The sequence below is a fragment of the Marinobacter sp. bablab_jr008 genome (genome assembly GCF_016464145.1).
Taxonomy (GTDB): domain Bacteria; phylum Pseudomonadota; class Gammaproteobacteria; order Pseudomonadales; family Oleiphilaceae; genus Marinobacter; species Marinobacter nauticus.
Window position 1 is genome coordinate 64,927 of record NZ_JACDWW010000024.1, and the last position, 14,369, is coordinate 79,295.

Below are 14,369 nucleotides of genomic sequence, written 5' to 3' on the forward strand. Positions count from 1 at the left end.
CTGTATAAAGTGCTGAATTATGTCGGGAAATACATTCGGAAAGCTGTTCACCGTCACCACCTTTGGTGAGAGTCACGGCGCGGCCCTGGGCTGCATTATCGACGGTTGCCCTCCGGGCCTGGAGCTGTCAGAAGAAGATATGCAGCGGGACCTGGATCGCCGCAAACCCGGTACTTCCCGGCATACGACCCAGCGTCGTGAGGCGGACGAGGTTCGGATTCTGTCTGGTGTGTTTGAGGGCAAAACCACCGGCACACCGATTGGTCTGATTATCGAAAACACCGACCAGCGTTCCAAGGACTATTCCAAGATTGCTGCCCAGTTCCGTCCGGCCCACGCTGACTACACTTACCACCACAAGTATGGTGTCCGGGATTACCGGGGCGGTGGCCGCTCATCCGCGCGGGAAACCGCCATGCGGGTTGCTGCCGGTGCGGTCGCACGGAAGTTTCTTGAGCACCGTCTGGGGATCCGGGTGCGGGGTTATCTTTCTCAGTTGGGGCCGATCAAGGCAGAAAAGCTGGATTGGGATCAGGTTCACCAGAATCCGTTCTTCTGCCCGGATGCCGACAAGGTTGCGGAAATGGAAGCCTACATGGACGCCCTGCGTAAAGAAGGGGATTCCATTGGCGCCCGTATCAACGTCGTTGCGGAGGGGGTTCCTCCAGGCCTCGGCGAGCCCATTTTCGATCGTCTGGATGCCGATCTTGCCCACGCTCTGATGAGCATCAACGCGGTCAAGGGTGTGGAGATCGGTGCCGGTTTCGATTGCATTGAGCAAAAAGGAACGGAGCACCGGGATGAGATGACGCCGGAAGGCTTTCTTTCCAACAATGCCGGTGGCGTACTGGGCGGCATTTCCTCCGGCCAGCCGATTGTTGCCAGCATTGCACTTAAGCCAACATCAAGCTTGCGCCTGCCCGGCAAGGGCATTGATGTAGACGGTAACCCGGTGGAGGTGATCACCACTGGTCGTCACGACCCCTGCGTAGGTATCCGCGCAACGCCCATCGCCGAGGCCATGATGGCCATCGTCTTGATGGATCACTACCTGCGCCATCGCGGCCAGAACGGTGATGTAGAAGTCACCACGCCGGTCCTCGGCCAGCTCTGATTTCGGGGAGGCGCTACCATCTACTGGCGGCTGTCGAACCTCTATTTCTGGTTTTTCGCCCTCCTTGGAGGGCTTTTGCCCTATTGGTCCCTCTATCTTGAGGGCCAGGGCTACTCCTATCTTCAGATCGCCACACTGATGGCGACCATCCAGCTTACCAAGATTGTGGCGCCCAGCGTGTGGGGTTATATCGGTGACCGGACCGGTCAGCGCGTCCGTCTCGTGCGTTTTGGTGCCATTTTCGGCTCGTTGTTTTTCGCTGGTGTGTTTCTGGAGCCTGGATTCTACGGTCTGTTGCTGGTCATGCTGGTGTTCACGTTTTTCTGGAACGCCATTTTGCCTTTGTATGAAGTCATTACCTTGCGGGTACTGGGCAAACATCGGGACAAGTACGGCAAGGTTCGTCTATGGGGCTCTGTCGGATTTATCGGCGCAGTGGCTCTGGTGGGCGGGCTACTGGAGCTGGTGGAAATTCAGTACTTGCCGTGGCTGTTATTGCCGGTATTTGCAGGGATTGCCGTCTCGGCATTTCTGGTACCGTCCGAGCGTGGCGAGCGCAAGCAGCAATCTGCCCCGGTTGGCAGCCTGAAAGCGATTGTCACCCACCCGGCAGTCGTCACTTTTTTCGCCATGAACTTCCTGTTGCAGGTGTCTCACGGCGCTTACTACACCTTTTTCAGTATCCACCTGGAACAGCATGGATACGGCAAACTGGCCATCGGATTGCTGTGGTCACTGGGAGTCATCGCAGAGATCGGCTTGTTTCTGATCATGCACAGGCTCTCCCGGCGTTTTAGTGTACGGCAGGTGGTGCTGGGGGCGCTGGTGCTGACAATGATCCGCTGGGGCCTGATTGCCGAGCTTACGTCGGTATTGCCGGTACTGATCTTCGCCCAGCTGCTGCACGCGGCTTCTTACGGCGCATTGCATGCAGTATCGGTCCAATACATTCAGGGCTTTTTCGGGAAGCACCATCATGGCCAGGGTCAGGCTCTATACAGTGGCCTGACTTTCGGAGCCGGAGGCGCGACCGGCGCCTGGTTATCCGGTTTCCTGGTGGATGGTTTCAGTACCTCTGCCGCGTTCTGGGGTGGTGCTGCCGCCATGGCCTTTGCCATTATTGTGACCTGGCGGGGTTTGCAGCCGCCACCACAGCCCCAGCACGATCATTGACTGGATTTCGGTCCCGTTTCTTCCTCTTCCACTATCTGCAGCAATGCCTGGGCGGCACTACCCAGTTGTCGTCGGGACAGTGCTACGGCACCCAGAACCCGGGTAACAGGGTGGGGCACCTCAAGCACCTTCAGACTGTTATCGAGCATGCTGACCGGCAAAATGCTCCACCCGAGGCCAACGCTTACCATCATTTTGATGGTTTCCAGGTAGTTGGTGGGCATCAGGGGTTTCAGGGTGAGGTTGGCTTCCAGAAACAGACGGCTGACCACCCGGTAGGTGGCGGTGCTGGTGTCCGGTAGCAACGCCGGGTGTGGCGCGAGGTCAGAAAGCGCAGGGCTCCCCAGTGTTGCCAGAGGATGTTCTTTCCCAACCACGAACGCCATGGGGTCTGGCCACTGGGCGAGGATGGAGAACTCCGGGTTCATGCTGTCGCTGAGGGTGACGAAGGCCAGTTCAGCATTGCGTTTGTTCATCTGGTCGTAGGCAGCATCGGATTCCATGAATTGCAGGTGCAGGTCCACCTGGGGGTATTCCCGGCGATAGCGGCGTAGCCAGTTGGGCAGGTGGTGTAGGCCGATGTGGTGACTGGCGATGGCGTGGAGTTCGCCTTCGATGCTGTCGGCGCTGGTGGTGAGGGCCATGCGGGCGTTGTGGATTTCATCGAGGATTTTGCGGGCATGGGGGAGGAGTCTTGTGCCGGCTTCGGTCAGACGGATTTCCCGGTTACTGCGGTCGATCAGTCGGGTGTCCAGTTGGGTTTCCAGGGCGGCCAGGCGTTTGCTGATGGCTGGCTGTGTCAGGTGCAGGGTTTCAGCGGCTTCTGAGAAGGAACCCTGGTCGACGATTGTCAGGAATGCTTTCAGGGAGTTTGCGTCCATAGTTGCTGCTCCAATTGATGGGTGGATTCCACGTTGGTGCAGGGATCAGATTCAGGAACCCCCTCCCAAAAACCGCTACAAGCACGTCCATGTGCGCTTCTCTCCGGCCATCCATGGCCTCCGACATTTTTGGGAGGGGGTTCCTGAATCTGCTCCTCATACTTGGGTGCAGGTTTCAGGACTTCCCGACTCATGTTGGGGGAGCGAACGGGCGGGTAAGGCTTTTCAAAACCGTTGAGGGCCAAGGACGGCCCGAAACGAGCCCACAGGGATGTGCTTGTAGGCGTGTTTTGAAAAGCCTTACCCGCCCGTTCGTGACCTGCGCCGAAGTATGGCTCTACTATTGTTGATTCCTGTTTGGAATGCAAAGCATAAAAAACATGAATTGAGGTTATTCGTGGCGCAGGGGTATGATGTCATCATTCGAAGCAGAAACAGAAACCCCCAGAGAGTGAGAGAGAATCATGGCGGGCAAGACCTTATACGACAAATTGTGGGACGACCATTTGGTCAAGCAGCGGGACGATGGTTCCGCGTTGATTTACATTGATCGTCAATTGTTGCACGAAGTGACATCACCTCAGGCCTTTGAGGGCCTTCGTCTGGCTGGCCGCAAGCCTTGGCGGATTGATGCCAATATTGCCACTCCGGATCATAACGTTCCGACCACGGATCGTGACAAAGGTATCGACGGCATTGTGGATCCGGTGTCCCGCACTCAGGTGGAGACGCTGGACAAGAACTGTGACGAATTCGGGATTCTCGAGTTCAAGATCAAGGATCAGCGTCAGGGTATCGTGCACGTGATTGGGCCGGAGCAGGGTGCGACGTTGCCGGGCATGAGCATTGTCTGCGGTGATTCTCATACTTCTACTCACGGCGCTTTTGGCTGTCTGGCTCATGGTATCGGCACGTCTGAAGTGGAGCATGTTCTGGCGACCCAGTGCCTGGTCCAGAAGAAGATGAAGAACATGCTGGTAAAGGTGAACGGCAAGCTGGGCGCGGGTGTTACCGGCAAGGATGTGGTTCTGGCGATCATCGGCAAGATTGGTACCGCCGGTGGTACCGGTTACGCCATTGAATTTGGTGGCGAGGCGATCCGTGGTTTGAGCATGGAAGGCCGGATGACCATTTGTAATATGTCCATCGAAGCCGGTGCCCGGGTGGGTATGGTGGCAGTGGATGACACCACCATCGAGTATGTCAAAGGTCGTCCGTTTTCGCCCAGGGGTGAGACCTGGGACAAGGCGGTTGAATATTGGCGCACGCTCCACAGCGACGATGATGCGGTGTTCGACAAAGTGGTTGAGCTTGATGGCTCCGCCATTCAGCCTCAGGTGAGCTGGGGCACGTCGCCGGAGATGGTGGTTGGTGTAGAGGGCGCGGTGCCGGATCCTGCGAAGGAAGAGGATCCCATCAAGCGCGAGGGGATCGTCCGCGCGTTGAAGTACATGGGCCTTCAGCCGAATCAGAAGATTACCGATATCAAGCTGGATCGCGTGTTTATCGGTTCCTGCACCAACAGCCGAATTGAGGATCTGCGGGAAGCTGCGGCGGTGGTAAAGGGTCGCAAGGTCGCGGCCAGCCTCAAGCAGGCGATGGTGGTTCCGGGTTCCGGTCTGGTCAAAACCCAGGCGGAGCAGGAAGGTCTCGACAAAATCTTTATCGAGGCGGGTCTGGAATGGCGTGATCCGGGTTGTTCCATGTGTCTGGCCATGAACGCCGACAAGCTGGGGCAGGGTGAGCATTGTGCGTCTACCTCAAACCGGAACTTCGAAGGTCGTCAGGGCTTTGGTGGGCGTACTCACCTGGTAAGCCCGGCCATGGCCGCCGCGGCAGCGGTGACTGGTCACTTCGTTGATGTCCGTGAATTGATGAACTGAGCCACAGGAGAGAGACCATGCGAGCATTTACGCAACACCAGGGCATTGTTGCCCCCATGGACCGTTCCAATGTGGACACGGACATGATTATTCCCAAGCAGTTTTTGAAGTCCATCAAGCGCACGGGCTTTGGCCCGAACCTGTTCGATGAGCTGCGTTATCTGGATGAAGGCAAGCCGGATCAGGATTGTTCCAACCGTCCGCTGAACCCGGATTTCGTGTTGAACCAGGAGCGTTACAGGAACGCCAGCGTGTTGCTGGCCCGGACCAATTTTGGCTGCGGTTCCAGCCGTGAGCACGCGCCCTGGGCGCTGGATGATTTCGGTTTCCGGGTGATTATTGCTCCGAGCTTTGCCGATATATTCTACAATAACTGCTTTAAGAATGGCCTTTTACCTATTGTTTTAAATGAAGAAGTGGTTGATAAGCTGTTCCGGGAAACCGAAGAGAATGAAGGCTATCAGCTGACGGTCGATCTCGAGGCTAAAACGGTGGCGACACCCGGTGGTGAGTCGTTCAGTTTTGATGTTGATGATTTCCGCCGTCATTGTTTGCTGAACGGTCTGGACGACATCGGCGTGACCCTGGAAGATGCGGATACCATTCGCGCTTATGAAGAATCCCGGCGCAAGACCGCTCCCTGGTTGTTTAATACTGCAAACTGATTAACAAGGAATTGGATTATGTCCCGTAATGTATTGCTCCTGCCGGGCGACGGCATTGGTCCGGAGATTGTGGCAGAAGCGGAGAAGGTTCTGCATAAGGTGAACGACCAGTTCGGGCTGGCGCTGAGTTTTGAATCTGCCCTCGTTGGCGGTGCGGCGATTGATGAGACTGATACGCCGCTGCCTGAAGAAACCCTGGAGAAGGCCCGTAAGGCCGATGCGATTCTGCTGGGGGCTGTAGGGGGGCCAAAGTGGGACAGCCTCCCGATGGCGAAGCGCCCGGAAAAGGGACTGTTGGGGCTGCGTTCCAACCTTGAGCTGTTTGCCAACCTGCGTCCGGCCATTCTGTATCCGCAGCTGGCGTCTGCTTCGTCCCTGAAGCCGGAGGTGGTTTCCGGGCTGGACATTCTGATCGTCCGCGAACTCACCGGTGGTATTTATTTTGGACAGCCTCGTGGTGTGCGTGAGCTGGAAAGCGGTGAGCGCCAGGGCTACAACACCTACCAGTACACCGAGTCCGAGATTCGGCGTATTGGCCGGGTTGCCTTCGAGGCGGCCCAGCAACGAGGCAAGAAGCTGTGCTCGGTTGACAAGGCCAACGTGCTGGAAGTGACCGTGCTGTGGCGGGAAATCATGGAAGACCTGAAGCGGGAATATCCGGATGTGGAGCTTTCCCATATGTACGTGGATAACGCAGCCATGCAGTTGGTCCGTGCGCCCAAGCAGTTCGACGTGATTGTGACTGGCAACATGTTTGGTGATATTCTTTCTGACGAAGCGGCAATGCTCACCGGTTCTATCGGCATGCTTCCCTCTGCGTCACTGAATTCCGAAAAGCAGGGTATGTATGAGCCGTGTCACGGCTCGGCGCCGGATATTGCCGGGCAGGGCATTGCCAACCCGCTGGCTACCATCCTCAGTGCTGCAATGATGTTGCGTTACAGCCTGAATGAGGAAAAAGCCGCCCAGGCCATCGAGGCGGCGGTCAGCAAGGTGCTGGACCAGGGGCTGCGTACCGCCGACATTATGTCGGAAGGCGGTCAGAAGGTATCCACTCGCGACATGGGTGAGGCGGTTCTGAACGCGCTTTAAAGCACCACTGGTTTGCTCAATCGAGACCCGACAACGGCAGGATGCAGCCGTTGCGGGATCATCCATCCTGTCCCTGCCAGCGATAACGGTAGCGGGCGGGCATAAAACGAGGTTCAAAGGTCGCACATGAAGCGAGTTGGACTTGTAGGTTGGCGCGGCATGGTGGGCTCGGTCCTCATGCAGCGCATGCGTGAAGAAAATGATTTTGCCGACATCGATCCGGTGTTTTTCACCACTTCCCAGGCAGGGAAGCCGGCCCCGGACGTAGGCAAAGACGGCGTTCCTCCATTGCAGGACGCGTTCGATATCGACATCCTCAAGGGGATGGATGTGATCGTTACCTGTCAGGGCGGCGATTACACCACCGAGGTTTACCAGAAGCTGCGTGATGCAGGCTGGGACGGTTACTGGATTGATGCGGCATCCACTCTGCGTATGGTCGATCACTCTGTGATCGTGCTGGATCCGGTTAACCGTAACGTGATCGATGCGGCCCTGGATAAGGGCGTAAAGGATTATATCGGCGGTAACTGCACCGTGAGCCTGATGATGCTGGCCCTGGGCGGCCTGCTGGAGCAGGATCTGATCGAGTGGGTGTCTCCGATGACGTACCAGGCAGCGTCCGGCTCTGGTGCCCAGAATATGCGGGAGCTGTTGAACCAGATGGGCGCGTTGAATGAGAGCGTCAAATCTGAGCTGGCTGACCCGTCTTCCGCCATCCTCGACATCGATCGCAAGGTGACTGATACCATGCGTTCCGGCGATTTCCCCACTGAGCATTTCGGTGTGCCGCTGGCGGGCAGTCTGATTCCGTTTATCGACAAGCAGCTCGATAACGGCATGAGCAAGGAAGAGTGGAAAGCGGGCGTCGAGACCAACAAGATTCTTGGTCGGAGTGACAACCCGATCCCTATCGATGGTATCTGCGTGCGCATTGGCGCCATGCGTTCCCATAGTCAGGCGCTGACCATCAAGCTGAAGAAAGACCTGTCAGTTTCCGAAATTGAAGGCATTCTGGCCAAGGCCAACGACTGGGTGAAAGTCATTCCCAACGATCGCGATGCCACCATGCAGGAGCTCACTCCGGCGAAAGTGACCGGCACGTTGAGTATTCCGATTGGTCGTATTCGCAAGTTGTCCATGGGGCCGGAGTATATTTCCGCTTTCACGGTGGGTGACCAGTTGCTGTGGGGTGCCGCAGAACCGCTGCGTCGGATGCTGCGAATCCTTCAGGAACGTTAAAAAGTGTTACACAGCGGTAATTAATGCCAACTGTGTCCGGTTTTTTGCAAGCCGGTCAGGGGCGGAGGCTGATTTCAGCGTCCGCCCCTGTTATTTTCAAGGGCGCTAAGGAGTTCCGCCCGATAGATAAAAAAACGGTGCAAGGATTGCAGCTGATTGATTGATAAAACGGGTTTTATCAACAATACTTGCCAAACCGAACGGTATAATTGCGATATAAAAACGAGAAATAACAAGGCGAAAGTCATCCAACCTCGTCCGATTCTGTTGAGATACGGCAGTAAAGAATAACGGAGACTGGAAAGGAATAAGCATGAAGGTACGCAAGCTTGCGGTTGCCCTGGCGCTGGCGGGAGGGCTCGGCTCTGGAATGGCTCAGGCGCTTGGACTTGGAGAAATTGAGCTCCAGTCCTGGCTGAACGAGCCACTGGATGCAGAAATATCACTGAATCAGAGTCGCGGTGTTGATCCCGGTGAAGTGTTCGTCAATGTGGCACCGGAGGCCGCCTATGAGCGCGTCGGCCTGGACCGCCACCAGTTTCTGAGTCAATTAAGGTTTGAAGTGGTTACCGGGACGGATGGCAATCTGGCCATCAATGTTTCCTCCCGGGCGCCGGTACGCGAGCCGTATCTGAATTTCCTCCTCGAGCTGACCTGGCCCAATGGTCGCCTGATGCGGGAATATGCCGTGCTGGTCGATCCTCCGGTTTACGCCGAGGAATCTGGTATTGAGGAGCAAGTCAGTGCTCCGGCCACGACAGCCACCAGACAGCAGCCGGCGCGCAGCCAGGAATCTGTCCGCCGCCAGGCGGCAGCAGAAGGCTCCGTGTCGCGTGGCTATCAGGCAGATACGTTTGGTCCGACAGGGCCATCCGACACACTCTGGACCATTGCCCAGCAGGTACGTCCGGATGGTTCGGTTTCCATGCAGCAGGTTATGCTCGCGATTCAGGATCAGAATCCTAACGCGTTCATTGGCGGGAATATTAACCGCCTGAAGCGTGGTGAGGTGTTGCGGATTCCCTCTCTGGATCAGATTCGGAGCCGTAGCCGCGCTGAAGCCAATCGGGTAGTTGCACAGCAGAACCAGGAATTCCAGTCTCCGAGAACCGTTGATGCAACGGATACCGCCCAGGCTGCGGCAGGACAGGGTGCTACTCAGGCGGCAGCGGGTGATGAGTTGCGCCTGCTGGTTGCCGATGAATCGGAATCCCGGTCTACCGAAGACGGTGGTTCTGCCGGTGGTGACGGCGATCTGCCGGGCGGTGTTGATGCCGGTTCCGCAGTTGCGATGGAAGAGCTGGAGGCCGCAAAACGCGAAAATGACGAACTCAATACCCGTGTCCAGGATCTACAGGACCAGGTTGAGACCCTGCAGCGGTTGCTGGAACTGAAGAACAGCCAGCTTGCGGATATGCAGGGTATGGTGTCGGAAGAAGAGTCTCCAGCTCCGACCGATACTGCTGAGACAGAGTCTGACGTTGAACCGGCGACAACACCAGTAGAAGGTGATCTGGGTGCCGGCACCGGTGAAGATCCGTTCGGTGGTGGTCAGGCCGATGAAGTCCTTGAAGGTGAAACGGCCGACACACCGATGGCGGAAGAAGATAGCGCCATGGTCCCGGACGAAGCCGATATTGCAGGTGAAGAACCGTTTGGTGGTGATGTCGAAGGGGGTGCTGCTGATGAGGTGGTGGCAGAGCAGCCTGCCGTTACCGAGCAGGAATCTCCATCTGAATCCGAGCCCGCGGCCGTCCCGCAGACCCAGCAGCCAAAGCCGCTGCAACCAGTAACGGCGCCTGAAAAGGCATTTCCGGGTAACATTATTGACGGTATTCTGAACAATCCGATGTATCAGATTGCCCTCGGTGGTGGTCTTATCCTTCTGCTTCTGTTGTTGTTGCTCGTGGCACGACGCAATGCCAATCGCGAAAAAGAATTCTACGACCAGTTGAACAGTGATGAAGGCGAAGGCGGTGATTCGTTCGACCTCAGTCTCGAAGATGAGGATGAGGCAGAAGCGGAAGCCGGTGATGCCATTGCCGAAGCAGAAACCTATGTTGCTTACGGTCGTCACGATCAGGCAGCCCAGGTGCTCGAGAACGCCATTTCACGTGAGCCCAGCCGTACTGATCTGCGCCTGAAGCTGTTGTCTGTGTATGCGGACAATCAGGACCGCGACGCGTTTGAAAAGCAGTACCGTGAAGTTGAAGCGCTGGATGATGAGGCAGCTATCCAGGAAGCTGAATCCCTCCGGGAGCGCCTTGCTGAAGCTGAAGCGATGCCCAGCATCGACGACCTTGAATCCCAACTGCGCTCGGATTCGTTCGGCAGTCAGCCAGAGCAAGAGCCGGCCACCGAGCATGCTTCGGATGACTGGGATATCTCTGACGAGCTGAAAGCTGACGAATTTGAAGCCACTTCAGAGCCCGCTGATGAAAACGAGTTCGGTGAGCTGGAGTCCGATGTCAGCAAAGAATCCGATGGCCGGGATGACATGATTGAGTACGATCTGTCCGGCATTGGTGAAGAACCGGAGTCTGAAGACGAGTCCGCCACCGAAACTGATTACGCTTCACTTGATCTGGATTCCGGTCTGGATGAGGCAACCGGGACTTCCGAATCCAAAGAAGAGGACTTCAGTCTGGATTTCGAGTCGGCCTTTGAAGACGACGCACTCGCCGGTTCAGATGAGCCCTCCTTGGAAACCGATGAAGCGGAGCCGGTTGAGGCGGATCAGTCTGGTACCGTTTCGGATCAGGAAGACGATCTTGAGCTGGGCTTCGATCTTGATGACGACCTTGAGCCGACGGAAGAAGAGCCAGTTAAGCAGGAAGACACCGAGGTATCGGATCTGGACCTGGAGTCTGATTCGCTTGACGAGTCCTTCCTGGACGAGCTTGATGCGGAGCTGGATAAGGTTGCCGGCGAGGACGATGAGCCTTCTGAACTGGAGCTTGGAGAATCCGATCTGGATGACCTGGAACTGGATGTATCTGATGAAGATCTCGCGCTGATGGAAGAGTTCTCTGATAACGGAGAACCTGCTGGTCCTCAGGAAGACGAACCATCCCTGGAAGATGAGCTTGGGCTGGAAGATGCACTCAGCGAATCCGAGGCTGATGAGCCGGGCGTTGACCAGCAGAATCCGGAAGAGCTGGCGGAGCAGACAGAAGAGGTTGCTGAGGCCGAACCGGCTCCTGAAGAGCTGGAGGACGAAGTCGTGCCGGTGGCGTCAGACTCTCTGGACGAAAGCTCCACTCGTAGTGATAGCGGATTGGATATTGATGAGAGCGCTCTGGACGACGAGGATGACTTTGACTTCCTCGCCGGTACTGACGAAGCTGCCACCAAACTTGATCTGGCACGGGCCTACATCGAAATGGGTGACAGCGACGGTGCCAGGGATATTCTGGAGGAAGTTGCTCTTGAGGGTAACGAAGAACAGAAGGCAGAAGCACAAGAGCTTCTTAAAAATCTCTCCTGATTCGTTATAATCAACTAACCGCGGCAAGCGCCGGCCATTGAGCCGGCGTTTTGCTTTTTCAGTGGACAGCAATCGGGTCAGCACTTGTTCCTCACGCCTCAGCCTCTCACCACAGATAACGCCATTGGTAATGGACGGGTTGCCATCATCTTTGAGTACGACGGTCAGGCCTTTCATGGCTGGCAATTGCAGAAGAGTGGCGTGCGTTCGGTGGAGGCAGAACTTTCCCGGGCCGCGGCCCGCGTTGCCGACCATCCGGTCGACCTGGTGTGTGCAGGCCGCACCGACGCCGGCGTGCATGCCAGTTTTCAGGTAGCCCATTTTGACACGCCATCGGTTCGAAACCTTCGTTCCTGGGTCATGGGAATGAACACGGCATTACCTGATGACATTTCTGTGCACTGGGCAGGGAACGGTCAGGGCGATTTTCACGCCAGGTTTTCCGCGATTTACCGACGTTACCGGTATGTGATCTACAATCATCCGGTGCGCCCGGGGATCCAGCGTGGACAGGTGTCCTGGACATTTCGTCCGTTGGATGCCGAAAGAATGCATTGTGCAGCCCAGGCACTGGTCGGCGAGCATGACTTCTCCTCATTTCGCGCTGCCGGTTGCCAGTCCCGGACTCCGGTTCGGTTTCTGGAGCAGATTTCGGTAACCCGATGCGGAGAGTTTATCGTAATAGATGTGCAGGCCAACGCCTTTCTTCATCATATGGTACGCAATATTGCCGGTGCCTTGATGGCGGTTGGTAATGGTCAGCAGCCTGAAGGCTGGATTGGTGATATTCTGGAACGCCGTGATCGCAAACTTGCCGGTGTGACCGCCCCTCCTTACGGGCTCTACCTGGTGGATGTCGGTTATCCTGAGTCCTTCGGGATTCCCAAGGCATTGTGTGGACCGGCGTTCGTTACTCCCTGGTTTGACCCGGCCAGCAACGCGCCGATCACACCAACTCACATACACCCGAAACAGGGAAAGGCTCCTGCATGACAGCCCGCGTAAAAATATGTGGCCTGACGCGCCCGCAGGATGTGGAAGCCGGGGTAGCCTGTGGCGCCGATGCCATAGGTCTGGTGTTTTATGCGCCGAGCCCTAGAGCGGTCGATCTGGAGCAGGCCCGAATCCTGGCCGCCAAGGTTCCTGCGTTCGTGGCGGTTACTGGACTGTTCGTGAATCCTGAGCGGGATTATGTCGAAGCAGTTCTGGATGCTGTGCCACTGGATCTGCTGCAGTTCCATGGCGATGAGAGTCCGGAGTTCTGCCAGTCTTTTGGCCGACGCTGGATCAAGGCCGTCAGGGTGCGTGAGCCCGGACAGATCGAACAGGCGTTTGCCGATTATCATCAGGCTTCCGGTTTGTTGGTGGACGCCTGGGATCCAAACCGCTATGGCGGTACCGGCCAGTCGTTCAACTGGTCACTGATTCCTGAAAGCAGGCCCTTGCCCCTGATATTGGCCGGTGGGTTGTCATCTGATAACGTAGCCCGCGCGATTGAGCAGGTACGCCCCTGGGCTGTTGACGTCAGCGGTGGGGTGGAAGAGAGCAAGGGTAAGAAAGACACCACCAAATTGTCTCAATTTTTCAAAGAGGTTCACCGTGTCTGTAAAACTGACTGAAGAAATGTTGAAGGCGCTTCCTGATGCGAGAGGTCACTTCGGTGCCTTTGGTGGACGGTTCGTTTCAGAAACCCTGATGGATTCTCTGATGACCCTGGAAAAGGAGTACCTTCGGTTGAAGGAGGATCCGGAATTCCAGGCGACTTTTGATAATGACCTCGCCGATTATGTTGGCCGTCCCAGCCCGCTGTATTTCGCAGAGCGCCTGACTCGGGAAGCCGGTGGCGCACAAATCTGGCTCAAGCGCGAAGACCTCAACCACACCGGTGCCCATAAGGTGAATAACACCATTGGCCAGGCCCTGCTGGCCAGTTTTCTGGGCAAGAAGCGCATCATTGCAGAAACTGGCGCCGGTCAACATGGTGTAGCCACCGCCACGGTTTGTGCCCGTCTGGGCCTTGAATGTCACGTATTCATGGGGGCAGAAGACGTCAAGCGTCAGTCCCTGAACGTGTACCGCATGAAACTGCTGGGCGCGACCGTCCATGCCGTTCAGAGCGGTACGAAAACCCTTAAGGATGCCATGAATGATGCCATGCGCGACTGGGTCGCGAATGTGGATGATACTTTCTACATCATCGGCACTGTGGCAGGGCCGCATCCCTATCCTTTACTGGTGCGTGATTTCCAGTCGGTGATTGGGCGAGAAATCCGTAAACAGGCCATGGAAAAAGTGGGTAAACTGCCGGACGCACTGGTGGCCTGCGTCGGTGGCGGTTCTAACGCCATTGGTATGTTCTATCCGTTCCTGGCGGATGAGTCCGTGGAGCTTTATGGTGTTGAAGCCGGTGGTCTGGGGATTGAAACCGGACAACATGCGGCGCCGCTTTGTGCCGGTCGCCCCGGAGTGCTGCATGGTAACCGGACCTACCTGATGGAAGATGAGAATGGCCAGATCGCCGGAACACATTCCGTTAGTGCTGGTCTGGACTATCCCGGAGTGGGGCCCGAACATGCCTGGTTGAAAGACATTGGTCGAGCCAATTATGTGTCAGTGACTGATGACGAGGCCCTGGATGGCTTCCGTAAACTGACACGCGTGGAAGGGATTATGCCGGCGCTGGAAACCGCGCACGCCGTGGCTTATGGCGTGAAGCTGGCCGCAACCATGGACAAGGACCAAATGCTGGTGATCAACATCTCCGGTCGCGGCGACAAGGATATTCACACCATTGCCCAGCTTGATGGCATTGAGATCTGAAGGTATCAGGAG

Annotated in this window: 11 protein-coding genes; 10 read left to right on the forward strand and 1 reads right to left on the reverse strand. The window is 56.5% G+C overall.

All coding sequences use genetic code 11. The features are described 5' to 3' along the window. Positions 1–19 precede the first annotated feature (19 nt). Both aroC and JIF53_RS01070 read left to right on the forward strand, forming a co-directional pair. Positions 20–1,114: a chorismate synthase gene (gene aroC / locus JIF53_RS01065; RefSeq protein ID WP_199451645.1), complete on the forward strand. Its 1,095-nt coding sequence runs from the start codon at positions 20–22 to the stop codon at positions 1,112–1,114. 18 nt (positions 1,115–1,132) lie between these two features. Next, entirely contained in the window at positions 1,133–2,287 is a 1,155-nt protein-coding gene (locus tag JIF53_RS01070) for an MFS transporter (RefSeq protein WP_199451714.1), read from the forward strand. Here the strand turns inward: JIF53_RS01070 and JIF53_RS01075 are convergent. Beyond that, complete coding sequence (locus JIF53_RS01075) at positions 2,281–3,168, reverse strand: LysR family transcriptional regulator (RefSeq protein WP_199451646.1); 888 nt, start codon at positions 3,166–3,168, stop codon at positions 2,281–2,283. The genes JIF53_RS01070 and JIF53_RS01075 overlap by 7 nt on opposite strands. A gap of 464 nt (positions 3,169–3,632) precedes the next feature. On the opposite strand from JIF53_RS01075, the gene leuC reads away from it, so the two are divergent. The 8 genes from leuC (at position 3,633) to trpB (ending at position 14,357) form a co-directional block, all read left to right on the forward strand. Beyond that, entirely contained in the window at positions 3,633–5,051 is a 1,419-nt protein-coding gene (gene leuC / locus JIF53_RS01080; protein ID WP_014421371.1) for a 3-isopropylmalate dehydratase large subunit, read from the forward strand. A 17-nt stretch (positions 5,052–5,068) separates the two neighbouring features. After that, complete coding sequence (leuD, locus tag JIF53_RS01085) at positions 5,069–5,716, forward strand: 3-isopropylmalate dehydratase small subunit (protein WP_114434040.1); 648 nt, start codon at positions 5,069–5,071, stop codon at positions 5,714–5,716. A gap of 18 nt (positions 5,717–5,734) precedes the next feature. Next, positions 5,735–6,808, forward strand: coding sequence for a 3-isopropylmalate dehydrogenase (gene leuB / locus JIF53_RS01090; protein WP_114434041.1), 1,074 nt, complete (start codon positions 5,735–5,737; stop codon positions 6,806–6,808). Positions 6,809–6,934: 126 nt separating this feature from the next. Then, positions 6,935–8,050, forward strand: coding sequence for an aspartate-semialdehyde dehydrogenase (asd, locus tag JIF53_RS01095; protein WP_114434042.1), 1,116 nt, complete (start codon positions 6,935–6,937; stop codon positions 8,048–8,050). Between the two features lie 313 nt (positions 8,051–8,363). After that, positions 8,364–11,537 carry a FimV/HubP family polar landmark protein gene (locus tag JIF53_RS01100; RefSeq protein WP_113880129.1) on the forward strand — a complete coding sequence of 1,058 codons (3,174 nt, stop codon included), beginning with the start codon at positions 8,364–8,366 and terminating at the stop codon, positions 11,535–11,537. 84 nt (positions 11,538–11,621) lie between these two features. Then, positions 11,622–12,530, forward strand: coding sequence for a tRNA pseudouridine(38-40) synthase TruA (gene truA, locus JIF53_RS01105; RefSeq protein WP_113880128.1), 909 nt, complete (start codon positions 11,622–11,624; stop codon positions 12,528–12,530). Further along, positions 12,527–13,156 (forward strand): phosphoribosylanthranilate isomerase, encoded by a 630-nt coding sequence (locus JIF53_RS01110; protein ID WP_113880127.1) that lies wholly within the window; start codon positions 12,527–12,529, stop codon positions 13,154–13,156. The genes truA and JIF53_RS01110 overlap by 4 nt, the downstream gene beginning before the upstream one ends. Further along, positions 13,149–14,357, forward strand: a complete 1,209-nt coding sequence (gene trpB / locus JIF53_RS01115) for a tryptophan synthase subunit beta (protein ID WP_197536003.1) — start codon at positions 13,149–13,151, stop codon at positions 14,355–14,357. Before JIF53_RS01110 ends, trpB begins: the two co-directional genes overlap by 8 nt. Positions 14,358–14,369: the final 12 nt, after the last annotated feature.